16 protein-coding genes are annotated in these 15,201 nt (G+C 73.2%); 9 read left to right on the top strand and 7 right to left on the bottom strand.

The window, feature by feature from the left end; all coding sequences use genetic code 11:
* Positions 1 to 35 precede the first annotated feature (35 nt).
* The 5 genes from ACZ4VI_RS02595 (at position 36) to ACZ4VI_RS02575 (ending at position 5,714) form a co-directional block, all read left to right on the top strand.
* Positions 36 to 908, top strand: a complete 873-nt coding sequence (locus ACZ4VI_RS02595; protein WP_467995911.1) for an Fpg/Nei family DNA glycosylase — start codon at positions 36 to 38, stop codon at positions 906 to 908.
* 31 nt (positions 909 to 939) lie between these two features.
* Positions 940 to 1,695, top strand: a complete 756-nt coding sequence (locus ACZ4VI_RS02590; RefSeq protein ID WP_467995909.1) for a LytR/AlgR family response regulator transcription factor — start codon at positions 940 to 942, stop codon at positions 1,693 to 1,695.
* A gap of 485 nt (positions 1,696 to 2,180) precedes the next feature.
* Positions 2,181 to 2,621, top strand: coding sequence for a hypothetical protein (locus ACZ4VI_RS02585; protein WP_467995908.1), 441 nt, complete (start codon positions 2,181 to 2,183; stop codon positions 2,619 to 2,621).
* Positions 2,622 to 2,638: 17 nt separating this feature from the next.
* Complete coding sequence (locus tag ACZ4VI_RS02580) at positions 2,639 to 4,444, top strand: sodium/solute symporter (RefSeq protein WP_467995907.1); 1,806 nt, start codon at positions 2,639 to 2,641, stop codon at positions 4,442 to 4,444.
* Between the two features lie 61 nt (positions 4,445 to 4,505).
* Positions 4,506 to 5,714: a sensor histidine kinase gene (locus ACZ4VI_RS02575; RefSeq protein WP_467995905.1), complete on the top strand. Its 1,209-nt coding sequence runs from the start codon at positions 4,506 to 4,508 to the stop codon at positions 5,712 to 5,714.
* 77 nt (positions 5,715 to 5,791) lie between these two features.
* Here the strand turns inward: ACZ4VI_RS02575 and ACZ4VI_RS02570 are convergent, their stop codons facing one another.
* The 3 genes from ACZ4VI_RS02570 to ACZ4VI_RS02560 form a co-directional block, all read right to left on the bottom strand.
* Positions 5,792 to 6,286: a hypothetical protein gene (locus ACZ4VI_RS02570; RefSeq protein WP_467995903.1), complete on the bottom strand. Its 495-nt coding sequence runs from the start codon at positions 6,284 to 6,286 to the stop codon at positions 5,792 to 5,794.
* Positions 6,287 to 6,469: 183 nt separating this feature from the next.
* Entirely contained in the window at positions 6,470 to 6,889 is a 420-nt protein-coding gene (locus ACZ4VI_RS02565; RefSeq protein WP_467995901.1) for a PaaI family thioesterase, read from the bottom strand.
* Between the two features lie 4 nt (positions 6,890 to 6,893).
* Positions 6,894 to 7,466 carry a sigma-70 family RNA polymerase sigma factor gene (locus ACZ4VI_RS02560; protein WP_467995900.1) on the bottom strand — a complete coding sequence of 191 codons (573 nt, stop codon included), beginning with the start codon at positions 7,464 to 7,466 and terminating at the stop codon, positions 6,894 to 6,896.
* Positions 7,467 to 7,726: 260 nt separating this feature from the next.
* On the opposite strand from ACZ4VI_RS02560, the gene ACZ4VI_RS02555 reads away from it, so the two are divergent.
* Both ACZ4VI_RS02555 and ACZ4VI_RS02550 read left to right on the top strand, forming a co-directional pair.
* The gene (locus ACZ4VI_RS02555) at positions 7,727 to 8,923 is read left to right on the top strand and encodes a CapA family protein (protein ID WP_467995899.1); all 1,197 of its coding nucleotides are present in this window, start codon (positions 7,727 to 7,729) and stop codon (positions 8,921 to 8,923) included.
* A 94-nt stretch (positions 8,924 to 9,017) separates the two neighbouring features.
* Complete coding sequence (locus tag ACZ4VI_RS02550; protein WP_467995897.1) at positions 9,018 to 9,941, top strand: polysaccharide deacetylase family protein; 924 nt, start codon at positions 9,018 to 9,020, stop codon at positions 9,939 to 9,941.
* 88 nt (positions 9,942 to 10,029) lie between these two features.
* Here ACZ4VI_RS02550 and ACZ4VI_RS02545 read toward each other — a convergent pair whose 3' ends face one another.
* Positions 10,030 to 10,683, bottom strand: coding sequence for a class F sortase (locus tag ACZ4VI_RS02545; protein ID WP_467995896.1), 654 nt, complete (start codon positions 10,681 to 10,683; stop codon positions 10,030 to 10,032).
* A 379-nt stretch (positions 10,684 to 11,062) separates the two neighbouring features.
* On the opposite strand from ACZ4VI_RS02545, the gene ACZ4VI_RS02540 reads away from it, so the two are divergent.
* Entirely contained in the window at positions 11,063 to 11,593 is a 531-nt protein-coding gene (locus ACZ4VI_RS02540; RefSeq protein WP_467995894.1) for a hypothetical protein, read from the top strand.
* 127 nt (positions 11,594 to 11,720) lie between these two features.
* Here ACZ4VI_RS02540 and ACZ4VI_RS02535 read toward each other — a convergent pair whose 3' ends face one another.
* From ACZ4VI_RS02535 to ACZ4VI_RS02525, 3 genes are all read right to left on the bottom strand, one after another.
* Positions 11,721 to 12,281 carry a hypothetical protein gene (locus ACZ4VI_RS02535; protein WP_467995893.1) on the bottom strand — a complete coding sequence of 187 codons (561 nt, stop codon included), beginning with the start codon at positions 12,279 to 12,281 and terminating at the stop codon, positions 11,721 to 11,723.
* Positions 12,282 to 12,496: 215 nt separating this feature from the next.
* On the bottom strand, positions 12,497 to 13,261 hold the full coding sequence (locus tag ACZ4VI_RS02530) for a bestrophin-like domain (RefSeq protein WP_467995891.1): 765 nt from the start codon (positions 13,259 to 13,261) through the stop codon (positions 12,497 to 12,499).
* A gap of 20 nt (positions 13,262 to 13,281) precedes the next feature.
* Complete coding sequence (locus ACZ4VI_RS02525) at positions 13,282 to 13,815, bottom strand: hypothetical protein (RefSeq protein ID WP_467995890.1); 534 nt, start codon at positions 13,813 to 13,815, stop codon at positions 13,282 to 13,284.
* Positions 13,816 to 14,023: 208 nt separating this feature from the next.
* On the opposite strand from ACZ4VI_RS02525, the gene ACZ4VI_RS02520 reads away from it, so the two are divergent.
* Positions 14,024 to 14,995: an SCO0930 family lipoprotein gene (locus ACZ4VI_RS02520; RefSeq protein WP_467995889.1), complete on the top strand. Its 972-nt coding sequence runs from the start codon at positions 14,024 to 14,026 to the stop codon at positions 14,993 to 14,995.
* Positions 14,996 to 15,201 lie beyond the last annotated feature (206 nt).

Here is a 15,201-nt window from a genome sequence, read left to right as displayed (position 1 = left end):
GCGCGGCCGGACGGCGGCTGCGGCAGGGTGGAGCCATGCCCGAACTGCCCGAGGTGGAAGCGCTCCGCGAGTTCCTCGACGAGCATCTGGTGGGCAAGGAGATCGCCCGCGCGCTGCCCGTCGCGATCAGCGTGCTCAAGACGTACGACCCGCCGCTGAGCGCCGTCGAGGGCGCCACCGTCACCGCCGTCGCGCGCCACGGCAAGTTCCTCGACATCGCCACCGACGGCCCGGCGGGCCGACTCCACCTCCTGGTCCATCTGGCGCGCGCGGGCTGGCTCCAGTGGAAGGACCCGCTGCCCTCCGGGCCGCCGCGCCCCGGCAAAGGGCCGCTCGCCCTGCGGACCGCGCTCACCGGCGGCGACGGCTTCGACCTCACCGAGGCCGGCACCACCAAACGCCTCGCCGTCCACCTGGTCCGGGACCCGCGGGACGTGCCCGGCGTCGCCCGCCTCGGACCCGACCCGCTCGCCGAGGACTTCGACCTCGCCGCCTTCACCGCCCTGCTCACCGGCGAGCGGCGCCAGATCAAGGGCGCCCTGCGCGACCAGAGCCTGATCGCCGGCATCGGCAACGCGTACAGCGACGAGATCCTGCACGCGGCGAGGATGTCCCCCTTCAAACCCACCCAGAACCTCACCGAGGAGGAGACCGCCGCCCTCTACGAGGCCATGCGCACCACCCTGCGCGAGGCCGTCGAACGCTCCCACGGACTGGCCGCGGGCCGGCTCAAGGCCGAGAAGAAGAGCGGGCTGCGCGTCCACGGGCGGACCGGCGAACCCTGCCCCGTCTGCGGGGACACCATCCGCGAGGTCTCCTTCAGCGACTCCTCGCTCCAGTACTGCCCCACCTGCCAGACCGGCGGCAAACCGCTCGCCGACCGCCGGCTGTCGAAGTTCCTGAAATAGCGCCCTCGCGCCCTCGCCTAGACTCCGCCGCATGCTGCGCGTACTGGCCGTCGACGACGAAGAGCCGGCCCTCGGGGAACTGCTCTACCTCCTCCGTGCCGATCCGCGGATCCGCAGCGCCGAGGGCGCCACCGACGCCACCGAGGCCCTGCGCAGGATCGGCCGGGCCCTGGAGGCGGGCCCCGACGGGGACGAGGCCATCGACGTCGTCTTCCTCGACATCCACATGGCCGGGCTCACCGGCCTGGACCTCGCCCGGCTGCTCGCCGGTTTCGCCCGGCCCCCGCTGATCGTCTTCGTCACGGCGCACGAGGGCTTCGCGGTGCAGGCCTTCGACCTCAAGGCCGTGGACTACGTCCTCAAGCCGGTCCGCCGCGAGCGGCTCGCCGAGGCGGTCCGCCGCGTCCGCGAGCTGGTGCACGCCTCCGCCGCACCCGCGGCCCCCGTCGCGGCGCCCGAGCAGATACCGGTCGAACTCGGCGGGATCACCCGGTTCGTGGCCGTCGACGACATCGCGTACGTCGAGGCCCAGGGCGACTACGCGCGCCTGCACACCGACGAGGGCAGCCACCTCGTCCGTATCCCGCTCTCCACCCTGGAGGAGCGCTGGGCCGCGCGTGGTTTCGTACGGATCCACCGCAGCCACCTCGTCGCGCTCGCCCGCATCGACGAGCTCCGGCTCGACGGCGGCGCCACCTCCGTCCGCCTCGGCAGCACCGAGCTCGCCGTCAGCCGCCGCCACGCCCGCCAGCTCCGCGACCTGCTTATGCGGCGCGCGGGCGGCTGACGGGGTGCGCCGGGCGGGCGGCTGACCGGGTGTGCCGGGGGCGGCTGACCCGATGTGCGGCGAGTGGGGCGAGCGGACGTTGGTGCGCGTGGGGCCGACCGTACGTGGCGCGCGTGCGGCCGGCGGGCCAGACCGGCCCGACCAGACGGCGTGCGCGTACGGCCGGGCGGACGTGCCGGCGCGTGGGGCCGTCCAGCCAGACCGGCAGAGCGTCAGACCGGCCGACTCGGCCGACTCGGCCGACCGGGCCGACCGGGCCGACTCGGCCGACCGGCCGACCGGGCTGACCGGGCCGACCGGGCTGACCGGGCTGACCGGCCGACCGGCTGACGGGCCGACGGGCGGACCCGGCCGACGGGCTGACGGGCCGACCTGGCCGACCGGCCGACCCGGCCGACCGGCCGGGTGCCGGTCCGGCACCCCTATCCTGCGGGAACGCCGCTGCGTAGACTCCGTTGCCTCCACAGCCCCTGCGAGGTCGACAGATGCCGGAGCGGACACCGACGTCCGAGGAACCACCGCCGCGCCGGCCCCGGCGCGAGACGGTCACGCGCGCCTCCGCGCTCCGTGACAGCGGCCTGCCCCGGCAGCGCTTCCCCGGCCACCCGCCCTCCCCCAGCCTCCGGCCGGGGGGACCCCCACCTCGCTCCGCTCACTCCGAGATCAGCGAGCAGACCACCCTCGGCCACACCTACGTCCGCTCCCTGATGCGCAGCCAGCTGCGGGCCGCCCTCACCGCACTCGGGGCCCTCGCCCTGTTCGTCGGACCGCTGCCCCTGCTGCTCGCGCTCCCCGCGCCCGAGGCCGTCGTCTGGATCGCGCTCGGCGTCGGCGTGTACCCGGTCATCTGGGCCGTCGCCCACTGGTACGTCCGCCGCGCCGAACGCAACGAACGCGACTTCACCGGCCTCGTCGAGGGCCGCTGAGCGCGGGGGAAACGGACGTGAACCACACCTACGCGGTGACCGCCGTCACCGCCGTCGTCCTGACGACCGTGCTCATCGGCGCCCTCGGCCTGCGGATATCCCGTACGACCTCCGACTTCTACGTCGCCTCCCGCACCGTACGGCCCGGCCTCAACGCCGCCGCCATCAGCGGCGAGTACCTCTCCGCCGCCTCCTTCCTCGGCATCGCGGGCCTCGTCCTCGTCCAGGGCCCGGACATGCTCTGGTACCCCGTCGGCTACACCGCCGGCTATCTGGTCCTGCTCGTCCTCGTCGCCGCCCCGCTGCGCCGCTCGGGGGCGTACACCCTCTCCGACTTCGCCGAGGCCCGGCTCGAATCACCGCCCGCCCGCCGGCTCGCGAGCCTCTTCGTCGTCGGCATCGGCTGGCTCTACCTCCTCCCGCAGCTCCAGGGCGCCGGGCTCACCCTGGAGATCCTCACCGGGGCCCCCGACTGGGTCGGCGGACTCCTCGTCGCCCTCGTCGTCACCGGCATCGTCGCCGCGGGCGGCATGCGCAGCATCACCTTCGTCCAGGCCTTCCAGTACTGGCTGAAGCTCACCGCCCTGCTCGTGCCCGCCCTCTTCCTGACCGCCGCCTGGTTCGGCGACGACGCGCCCCGGGTCCGCTTCGACGCCCCGGCCGTCTTCCGCGAGCACACCGTCGTGCGCGTCGCCGACACCGTACGGATCGAGCTCGACGCCCCGCTCACGCTCACCGTCACCGGCCGCGTCGACTCACTCCCGTACGAGAAGAGGACCGTCACCCTGGACGAGGGCGCGCACCGCGTCGAGGGCGGCACCGAACTCGCCTTCCCGCAGGGCGCGCCCGTCCCCGCCCGGGCCTCCACCGGCGCCGACCCCCTCGGCTGGTCCCAGCCGCTGGCCGGCGGGCGCGACGGCCACCAGCTCTACGCCACGTACGGGCTGATCCTCGCCACCTTCCTCGGCACCATGGGACTGCCCCATGTCGCCGTCCGCTTCTACACCAGCCCGCACGGCCGGGCGGCGCGCCGCACGACCCTTGTCGTCCTCGGCCTGGTCGGAGCGTTCTATCTGCTGCCGCCGGTGTACGGGGCGCTCGGCCGGATCTACGCCCCCGAGCTTGCGCTCACCGGAGCCGCCGACGCCGCCGTGCTCGTCCTGCCGGAGCGGATGCTCGGCGGCGTGCTCGGCGATCTGCTGGGCGCGCTCCTGGCGGGCGGTGCCTTCGCCGCCTTCCTCTCCACCGCCTCCGGCCTGACGATGGCCGTCGCCGGAGTCCTCACCCAGGACGTGCTGCCCTCCCGCGGCGTACGGCACTTCCGGCTCGCGACCCTGCTGGCCACGGCCGTGCCGCTGACCGCGGGGATCTTCGCCTCGAAGGTCCCGGTCGCCGACGCCGTCGGCCTCGCGTTCGCGGTCTCCGCCTCCTCCTTCTGCCCGCTGCTCGTCCTCGGCATCTGGTGGCGCCGACTCACCCCGCCTGGAGCCATGGCCGGGCTGCTGCTCGGCGGCGGCTCCGCGCTCACGGCCGTGATGGCGACCCGCGCCGGCCTGCCGGACGAGGGCTGGCCGCACACCCTGATGGCCTGGCCGGCGGTCTGGTCGGTGCCGCTGGGCTTTCTGACGATGATCCTGGTGTCGCTCGCCACCGCCCGGCACATCCCGGCCGGAACACCGGCGCTCCTTGCCCGACTGCATCTGCCGGAGGAGCTGACGGGCCGGCCCGATGCCGTTCGCCCCGAGGCGGCGCGGGCGCATGAGCCGGTACGGCATGAGCCAGGCCCGGGCGGCCGTGGCGCGACCAGGGGGTACGAGCGATGAGCGGCGCGGTACGGCATGAGCCGGGCCCCGGCAGCCGGGCCGCGGCGAGGGGGGATGAGCGATGAGCGGGATCGCGATCGCGGCCGCGGCCGCCGTGGGGGCCGTGCTGCTCGCCGTCGGATTCGTCCTCGGGCGGCTCGCCGCCCGCCGCGGGGACCGGGCGGCCGACCTCGACCTCGGCACCCCCGTCGAGCGGGCCACCTTCCACACCCTGCACACCGCCTCGCTCGCCGCCCCGCCGCTACGGGCCGGTCTCACCGAGGACACCGCGCGCAAGGCCGCCCGGCGGCTGCGCTCGCTCCTCGGCACGGAGGCGCTCTGTCTGACCGACCGGTCCACCGTCCTCGCCTGGGACGGGCCGGGCGAGAGCCACCACCGCGAGCACGTCATGGACCAGGTCGCCGGCATCCTCGACTCCGGGCGCAGCCTGTCCGCGCACACCGGCTGCGCCGACGTGGACTGCCCGCTGCGCTGGGCGGTGATCGCCCCGCTCACCGGAGAGGAGGGCGTGCTCGGCGCGCTCGTCGCCTACGGTTCGCAGGAGTCGGCCGTGCTCGTCCGGGCCGCGACCGAGGTCGCCCGCTGGGTCTCCGTCCAGCTCGAACTGGCCGAGCTCGACCGCTCACGGACCAAGGTCGTGGAGGCGGAGATCCGGGCCCTGCGCGCCCAGATCTCCCCGCACTTCATCTTCAACTCCCTTGCCGCCATCGCCTCGTTCGTCCGCACCGATCCGGAACGAGCCCGCGAACTGCTCCTGGAGTTCGCGGACTTCACCCGCTACTCCTTCCGCCGGCACGGGGAGTTCGCCCAGCTCGCCGACGAACTCCGCGCCATCGAGCAGTACTTGGCGCTCGCCGGCGCCCGCTTCGGCGACCGCCTCAAGGTCACGCTCCAGATCGCGCCCGAGGTGCTGCCGGTGACCCTGCCGTTCCTCTGTCTCCAGCCGCTGGTGGAGAACGCCGTGAAGCACGGCCTGGAGGACAGCGTGAACGCCTGCCGGGTCACGATCGCCGCCCGCGACGCGGGCGCGGAGGCGGTGGTCGTGATCGAGGACGACGGCGTCGGCATGGACCCGGACGTCCTGCGCGCGATCCTGCTCGGCGAGCGGCCCACCGGCGCGGGCATCGGCCTGTCCAACGTCGACGAGCGGCTGCGCCAGGTGTACGGGCCGGAGCACGGACTCGTCATCGAGACCGGGATCGGCGCGGGGATGAAGGTGACGGTACGGATCCCCAAGTACCGCCCCGGAGTGCACCCGATGGCCCCCTAGCCCCGATGGCCCCTTAGCCCCCGACGGCCCCTTAGTCCCGACGGCCCCTCAGCCCCCGATGGTCCCTGGCCCCGCGATCAGTAGAGATGCAGGGCCAGATGGCCGAGCGGAAGACCCAACTGCCAGGCGGGCACCCACACTTGATTGGACTCGTCGACGGGGGCGCCGAACCCGGCAGGGGGCAGTCCGCTCAAGTCGGTCGCGCGCACCCACGTCGCCTCCAGGAGGCGCCAGGTCTCGCGGGCCATGGCCAGATCGGGCCCGTCCTCGCCCGCACGGACCCGTTCGGCGAGCCGCGCGCGGACCCACTGCGGCCAGGGGTGGTCGTACGCCGTCCTGGACAGCCACTCGTCGAGCCGGCCCGCCGCCCGGGCCCCGCCGAAGGCGTCCGCGCCCTCGCAGAGGTGGATGGTGAGCGCGAGCGTCTGCCGGCCGGCCCGGTACTCCAGGCTGCTGGGCGCCACCAGGCAGCCCGTGCGCAGCAGATCGTCGGCTATGAACTCGGCACACAGCCAGGCCATCGGGACGGCGAGCCCGCCCCCACTGGTGCCGTTCGTACTCTCGGGCAGCAACGCTCCCACCTTCTCCCGGACATGTCGGTCGGCGACCCCGAACCACGAGCCTCCACCGAGGAAGACGCGCGTGGGTCGCTCTTTACTCAACTCGCCGGTGTGGTTTCGGATACGTTTCCCCGCCGGATCGGTGCCGGTGGGGGTGGTGAGCGCCCGGGAGGCGTACGGGACGAGCGGTGCGTCTCAGCCGAGGAGCGCGTAGACCGCTGTCGCGTGCGCGGCCGTCTCCTCCGTGCCCTCGGCCGTCATCGTGATGTCCGCGAACGCCATTCGCTTGCCCGCCTTGGTGAGCCGTGCCCGTACCAGCACGTCCGTACCGAGCACCGCCCGCTGGAAGCTGATGGACTGCTGCACCGTCGTCATCGGTACGAAGCCGCCGCGGGCCGCCGCGACCGCGATCACCGTGGCCGTGTCGGCGGCGGCCATCAGCGCCTGACCCGAGAGGCCGCCGCCCTCGCGGGCGAGCCGGTCGGACCAGGGGAGGCGGAGGACCGCCTCCTGACCGTCGACCGAGACCACCGAGAGCCCCAGATCGAGCACCCAGGGGGCGAAGTTGTCGGCGAGTACCTTGTCCGCTGCGGCGGGAGTCAGTGTCGGCGTCACGTCGTCATTGTGAGGCCGCGGCCCGGGGACGGGCAACGGCGCGGCGCCGGGGCCGGTAGCCGGGCAGCCGGTGGCCGAGCTGGCGCAGCGCGTAGTGCGAGCGGGACTTGACCGTTCCGGCGGGGATGCCGAGGTCGGCCGCGGCCTCGTTGACCGTCAGACCGTGGAAGTAGAGCCGCTCCAGGACCGCGCGGTGCTCCGGGCTCAGGTCGCGGACGGCCGCGCGGACGTCGAGCGCGGCGACCGCGGACTCCGTCGCGTCGGCCGGGTCGGGGGTGGCGGCGAGCATGCCGTCGCCGATCTCCGTGGGCCGGGCGAGCCGGGAGCGCCGGGCGTCGATGGCGAGGCGCCGGGCCACCGTGAAGAGCCAGGGGCGCATCGACTCGTAGGGGCTGTCGAAGGCCTCGGGGTGGAGCCAGGCCCGGAGGAGCGTCTCCTGCGCCAGGTCCTCCGCGCGCTGCTGGTCGCCGTAGGTCAGCCCGAGGAGAAAGCCGAGGAGGGCCTGGCCGTGGTCGCGCTGCAGCTCCGCGAGGGCCCGCTCGTCCGTCGTGGCCGTCCTCACCGTCGCCGTTGTCATGCTCCACACCTCTCGTGCCGGCTCGTCGTCCCGGGGCGTATACGAACGCATGTGGGCGACAAGGGACAGGGAACGAACACCTGTCTGCGACGAGCGGTCGCACCGAGCGGCGAATGGTGCGGTGAGCGGTCGGGCGGAGGCTCTTCATCCGTTTCGGCAGGGTTTGAGAACCCTTGCGGCTTTGACTCTTGACTAGGGCATTCATCCCCTGTCAATTCATCAGGACAGATGTTCGTCCTATTAATCAGGCGGAGCCGGCGATGATCCAGCGTACGAGACAGGGGGCGGTCGCCCTCGCGGCGGTCCTGCTCACGGCGGCGACCGGCTGCGGCGGCGGCACCGGCACCCCCGACGCTCCACCCGCGCGGCAGGACCCGGCGAGCCCCGCCACCCCCACGGCGGCCCCCGGCCAGGCCTCCGCCCGGACCGGCTTCACCCTCGTCGCCTCCGGCGACGTCCTGCCGCACGACTCGATCATCCGCCAGGCCGCCGCCGACGCGAACGGCCAGGGGTACGACTTCCGCCCGATGCTCTCCGGGGTCAAGAGCATCGTCTCCGGAGCCGATCTGGCGATCTGTCACATGGAGACCGTGTACGGACGGGAGGGCGGACCCTACACCGGCTACCCCGCCTTCAAGTCGCCGCCCGAGGTCGCCCCCGCCCTCAAGGAGACCGGGTACGACTCCTGCTCCACCGCCTCCAACCACACCCTGGACGACGGCGCCGAGGGCCTCGCCCGCACCCTCGACGCCCTCGACAAGGCGGGGGTCCGCCACGCGGGCTCGGCCCGTACCGCCGAGGAGGCGGCCCGGCCCACCCTGCTCACGGCCGGCGACGCGACGGTCGCCCAGCTCGCGTACACGTACGACACCAACGGCTACCCGCTGCCCGAGGGGCAGCCCTGGGCGGTCAACCTGATCGACGAGCAGAGGATCGTCGCCGACGCCAGGGCCGCCCGGAGCGCCGGCGCCGACGTCGTCGTGGTCAGCATCCACTGGGGAAGCGAGTGGCAGACCGCCCCGGACGAGCGCCAGCTCACCCTCGCCCGGTCCCTGACGGCCTCGCAGACCGGCGGCAGGCCCGACATCGACCTGATCCTCGGCACCCACGCCCATGTCCCGCAGGCGTACGAGAAGGTCAACGGGACCTGGGTCGTCTACGGCATGGGCGACCAGATCGCCGGCGACATGATCAACCACGCGGGAGCCTTCGACCCGCGCGGCAACCAGGGCACCCTCGGGCGCTTCACCTTCACCCCGCCCACCACGCCGGGCGGGCGCTGGGAGGTGGCCAAGGCCGAGTTCATCCCGCAGTGGTTCGACACGGGCCAGGGCCGGGTGGTCAACCTCAACGCCGCGATCGAGCAGGGGGCGCCCGTCACCGCCGTCCGCGACACCATTCGCGACGTGGTGCTTGAGCGCGGCGCCGCGGCGGACGGTCTGGTGATGGGGCGGTAGAGCGCGACCGCGGTTATCGGCCCAACGGGTGTTTTCGGGCGGGGGGCCGGTGTCGGTGAGGAGCGACGGGGTTCGGCCGTGCGAGCTATTAGTCATGAAAAAGGAAGAGATGTCCACCGGGCGCCGGGCGGTGCTGCGCATCGCCGCCGCGCTCGGGGCCACAGCCACGGTCGGAGTCCTCACGGCGGATCGTTTCGGCGGCGCACCGGGCGCTCCGCCGAGCGCCCTGCCGGGCGCCGGGCCCAGCGGCCCGCCGAGTTCCGCGCCCAGCGGCCCGCCGGACGCCGCCGGAGGCCACGCCCCCGGCGGCGGCCCGGCGGCCGGCTCACCGGCGGGGGGTCGGCTCAGGCCCTCCTCGTACCGGCTCCAGCCGATGACGGCGTACGCGCCCCCGGCCGCTGCCCGGCGGGCGATGCCGCCCGTCCGGCAGCGGCCGTTCCTGAAGATGTCCGGCGTCGGCCGTTCGATGGTGCTCACCTTCGACGACGGCCCCGACCCCCGCTACACGCCGGAGATTCTCGCCACCCTGCGCCGCTACGGCTGCCGGGCGATGTTCTTCGTCTGCGGCGAGATGGTGGCCGAGAACCAGGACCTGCTACGGCAGATGGCCGCCGACGGGCATGTGGTCGGCAACCACTCCTGGTCCCATCCGCTCATCCCCAAGCTGCGGCCCTCCCGCATCCGGGACGAGCTCGGCTCCACCAGCGATCTCGTCGAGGGGATCCTCGGCTCCGCCCCGCTCTGGTACCGCGCCCCCTTCGGCGCCTGGAACCGGCACTCCTTCGAGATCGGCGCCGAGCTGGGCATGGAGCCCCTCGCCTGGACCGTCGACACCCTCGACTGGATGGAGCCGGGCACCGACAGCATCGTGCGCCGGGTCCTCGACGGGGCGGCGCCGGGCGTCGTCGTGCTCTCGCACGACGCGGGCGGCAACCGCTCCCAGAGCGTGGCGGCGCTCAAGCGGTACCTGCCCGAACTCCTCGACGCCGGCTACAGCGTCACCGTCCCTCGGCACTGAGCGACCCACGCACGGAGAAGGCCCCCGGAGTCCGGGGGCCTTCTCCATGCGCCGACCGAGTCAGCGCGAGCCGCATACGGCGGGCGGGTCAGCGCGAGCCGACCATCCGGGCGTACACCACGACGTTGCCGTCGTAGCCCGTGGCCCGCGAGTATCCGCCGCCGCAGGTGATGACCCGCAGCTCGGGCTCCCCGGTGTCGCCGTAGACCTGGACGCCGGGGAAGTTGTTCTTGGCGTACACCTCGACGCCGTAGATCTCGAAGACGGCGACCCTGCCGTCGTAGCGCTCCACCTCGATGTGCTGGCCCTTGTCGAGCGAGCCGAGGTTGTAGAAGACCGCGGGGCCCGCCGCGTTGTCGACATGTCCGACGACGACGGCCGTGCCGCGCTGCCCGGGCGCGATGCCGTTCTGGTACCAGCCGGCCAGGTTGGGGTCCTCCGGCGGCGGCGCCGCGACCCAGCCGTTCTGGTCCAGGCCCACGTCCATGATGGGGGCCTGGACCCTGATCGCGGGGATCGACACCCGCGAGGCCGGGGCGTACGGAAGGGGTTCCAGACCTTCGGTGGAGGGAGCGTCGATCGGGCGGGTGTCGGGGGCCGCGGCGGCCGCGGGCTGCGGAGGGCCGAGCTCGACGTCGACTCCATTGCGCATCATCGCCAGGCCGGACAGCATGACGAGAGCGAGGACGCCCCACGGTCGGCGTCTTGTCCGCTCAAGGACGCTGAAGTCCTTGGGGCTCATGGTTCTCCCTTCGTGGCGTCGTCAGAACGGTAAGGGTGGCGGGCCGGACCGGCGATCAGGGAAAGGCGAACGGGTGGCGGGCGCGCCCGGTCCGTGCGAGGGCCGCCCGGTGCGCGCCGTGAGCTCAGTGGTACCTCAGGGCGGGGCGGGTGACGAGAACGATGACCCATACGAGTAATCATCGGATAAGCGTCCTGACGGTCTGTGACCTGCGACTCCGTCAGGTTCACGGGCCCATGCCCCGGCGTGTCGCCTCACCGGGGTGGACCAGTGCCGAGATGCGGTGACTGTCAGTACTTGTGATGGTTCGTCATGGAAGGCGTACTCGTCGAATTTCCCGGGGCACCGCTTTGGGGCGTCTTCCACTGGAGGTTCAACCATGCGTGCTGCACGCACTCTGGCGGTGACCGCCACCGCGATCGCGGCGGTCGGCCTCGCGGCCCCCCTCGCCGCCGCCACCAACGGTCCCAGCGTCACTGTCGGCTCCTCCGCGGTCCAGCGGGGAGGTGACGGCGCCCACCACGTCACCGTCACCCCCGCCGCGGTCCACCAGGGGTCGACCCTCACGATCACCGTCAAGGGCTGCGCCTCGGGCACCGTCTCATCCGCCGCCTTCCCGACGGTCAGCCTCTCCGCGCCCTTCGGCGGGGTCTCCAGCGCCGTCGCCCGCATCCACAACAACGCCACCGTCGGTGAGCACACCCTGACCGTCAACTGCACCAGCCCCGTCCGGACGTTCACCAAGACCTTCCGTGTGCTGGCCGGTACGGGCGCGGCGGGTGGCATCGGCGGATCGCTCGCCCCCAGTTCCATGGAGATGGCCATCGGCGGTTCGCTCGTCGCGGCGGCCGCCCTGGGCGGTGGTCTCTTCATCGCCCGCCGGCGCCGTATGGCCGGCGCGAACGTCTGACCGGTCGAACCTCCTGGTCGGCCGCCGCAACGCCCGTCGCCCCCGAATCCTGGTGCTCAGGACTCGGGGGCGACGGGCGTGTACAGCCCTTCGGGGGAGGGCCTCGGAGGGGACACCGTCCCCGCCGTCAGTGACGCCGGCCGCGGTCGACGTGCGACCGGCGGCGGACGACGAAGACGGTTCCCGCCGCCGCCGCGACGACCAGAGCGGCCCCGGCCGCCAGCGTTCCGGTATCGATCCCGCCGACGGAGCCGCCGATGCCGCCCTGCACGCCGCGCGGGGTGGTCAGGACGGTGGAGCTGACCGTCGGGGTCGCGGTGGTGCCGCTGATGGTCAGGTTGACGGTGTCCGTGATGCCGCCGGTGCAGCGGAACGTGACCGTGTAGACCGCACCCCGTTTGGCGTCCAGGTCCACCAGGGCGGTGGCCGAGGACCCGGGAGGGATGGTCACGGTGTCGAAGATGCCCGCCGAGGCCAGGGCCGTACTGGGGCAGCCCGGAGCGGTGAGCGTCACCCGCCCGCCCGGCGCCACCAGCGAGGGTGTCACGACGAAATCGCCCGGTGCCTTCGCTCTGGCGGCCTTGGCGTTCGGTGCGGGTGCGCCGTCCGCCGCGGAGGCGACGGGAGCGGCCAGGGCGAGGGTGGCCGCCCCCAGCAGGGCAGTGGACGCGGCACGTATCGCGCGCATGGAATCCTCCGGTCCCCGAGGAGCAGCAGCGGAAGCGGTTTCCGCACAAGGACAGGGCGTGCACCTCGATGCTCGAAACGCTAGGAGCCCACTACCACAGCCGCGATCCCAGAGTGGCGAATGGGGCATCGAGGTCCCCTGGCCGGCCCACAGCGCGTCGCTCGGCGGCCAGGTGCCGGCCCGGCCCGGGACGGCCCGGCCAGGTGCCCGGCCCGCTAACTCGTCAGGTGGGGGAACAGATCGGTGAACGGTGTCGCCGTCGCCGAGATCCCGCGTCCGAACGGCGCGTCGAAGTCCCAGATCAGGAAGAGCAGGAACGCGATGAGCGCGCTGAACAGGCCCGCGAGGAGCACCTCGCGGCCCGTGCGCCGGATCTGCAGGGTGAAGATCAGCCCGACGGTCACCAGCGCTCCGATGATCAGGCCGAACCACACCACCCCGGGCATGGTCGCGCCCGCGCCCTGCCCCCGGGCGCCCCGCGCGTCGTCCACGACCGCCACCTGGTCCACCAGCGGCTGGTACGCCTGCCCCTCGTGGTCGTCGGCCGGCCGGTAGTCGGTCACGCTCCGGCGCACCTGCTCCAGGAGCCGGGCGCCCTCGTCGTTGAGCTCGCCGTGCTCGGACATGTGCTTCCACTCCTGGTCGACCACGTACGAGACGTATGCGTCGACATCGGCGCGGATCCGGTTCCGGACGTCGGCCGGGTACACCTCGACCCGGGCCGAGATCTCGTGCAGCGCCTGGGCCTCCTGCCGCACGGTCTCCTGGGCCGCGCCGCGCGCCTCCCAGACGCCGGCGATGGCGAGGCCGAGCACGATCGCGTAGATCACGCCGATCATCATGGTCATGTACTCGATGACATCGGGGGTTTCGCTGGGATCGTCGTCCTCCGGAAGTCTCCGGTGGTTGATGACGACGATGGTGAGGACGACGGCGCACGCGGCGGCCATCGCGATGGTCAGGACAAGCCATTCGGACATGGGGTTTCCTTCGGCGGGGCTCAGCGGGAGCGGGGACGCAGGATCGCGGTCGCGAGCACCGCGGGGGCGGTGACCAGCAGCATCAAGGACACGAGCGAGGGCCCTCCCTGGGGCGTGGGACGGGCGGTACGGCGGTAGGCGGGCAGGGCGACCGGGGTGGGGGCCGGCGGCCGATGGCGCAGCGACGGCTTCGGGGACGGCGGCGGGGGAGTGGGTGCCTCGGGCGCCGGAGCGGGCGGCGGCGGGGCCGGCTTCGGTGGCGGCGGCGTGGGCCGAGGCGGCGGTGGTGGATCCGCGCGTACGGGAGGAGGGGGCGGCGGGGGAGGGGGCGGCGGCGCGGGTTCCGGCGTGGGCGCCGGACTTGGCGGCGGGGGAGGGGTCGGCGTGGGTGAGCACGCGCCCGGCCCGATGACCGCGACCGAGGTGTTCGAGCCGCCCGGCCCGGTCGAGGCGTAGGCGCAGGCGTCGGCGGCCGCGGGCGCCGGGGCGGCGAGCAGCCACAGCAGCGCGGCGGCCGCCAGTGGCCGCGCGAGGAACGATCCGTACAGAGACACGCCGAAGAGCATGATCGGAGACCTGGCGCACCACGCCGGGAATCGCGCGGATTCCCCGGATGGAGGGGATCTCGGGGCACACCGGTTTGACGATCTCCGGAAAGATTCCTCGCCGTTCATTGAGCACGACGCCGGCCGGCCCCGTATCCAATGCCGGGAAGCGGTCGCCGAGACCGCGCCAACAGGCGATGAAACAATGGGAGTTGACATGAAGAGCTGGGGGAACGCGGCACTCGCGCTGACGGCGACGGCCATGCTCGCACTGACGACGGCGTGCGGCCAGGAGCAGGGCGGCCAGACGCTGGGCGGTCAGCCGGCGGGAGCCGCGAACCCCGCCGGAGCCCCCGCCGACAACGGCTACAGCTCCGGCGGATACGCCTCCGGGGGCTACGGCTCCGGCAGCGGCGGCGACGAGGCGGAACCCGCAGGGCAGTTGGCGCTGACGTCCACCAAGGAGCTCGGCAAGGTGGTCACCGACAGCGAGGGCTTCACCCTCTACCGCTTCGACAAGGACTCCTCCTCCCCGCCCAAGGCCACCTGCGAGGGCGACTGCGCCAAGGCATGGCCCGTGGTGAGCCCCGAGGGCGCCAAGGCCCCGGCCGGCGTGGACGCCTCGCTGCTCGGCGAGGTGACCCGCGCCGACGGCAGCAGGCAACTGACGCTCGGCGGCTGGCCGATGTACCGGTACGCCAAGGACACCAAGCCCGGCGACCTCAACGGCCAGGGTGTCGGCGGCACCTGGTTCGCCGCCGCCCCCGACGGAAAGAAGGCGTCGGCGGCCTCCGGCGAGGACGCGGCCGAGGAGCCGACGGAGGACGCGGCCGGGCTCTCGGTGCGCAAGGACCCCAAGCTCGGTGACATCGTCGTCGATTCGGGCGGGATGACGGTCTACCGGTTCAAGAAGGATTCCGCGTGGCCCATGAAAACGGCCTGCACCGGTGACTGCCTGGAGAAGTGGCCGGTTGTCGCCCCTGTCGACAAGAACGACATCGAGGGCATCACCAAGAAGGGCTTCGTCACCTTCGACCGGCCGGACGGCATCAAGCAGCAGACGATCGACTGCTGGCCCCTCTACACCTTCGCCGGTGACGAGGCGCCCGGAGACACCAACGGCCAAGGTGTGGGCGGTGCCTGGTACGCCGTGTCCCCCGAGGGAAAGCTGGTCGGAGCGCCCAAGTAAGTCCCCCGCGCCGCGCTTCCGGCCTGCCGGCCCGCCGTCACCCCTCAGGTGACGGCGGGCCGGCGCACGTCCGTGTGAACGTGAACGTGCACCGCGCCGAAGCCACTCGACGCGGCGTGAACTCAGCGTTCGTCAGGCGTGAACTCGGCGTTCCGTCAGGCGTCAACTCTGCGATCCGTCAGGCCTGAACTCTGCGTTCCGCCTGC

This window comes from Streptomyces sp. NPDC029169 (assembly GCF_055563935.1).
This window is presented reverse-complemented; position numbering and strand designations above follow the sequence as displayed.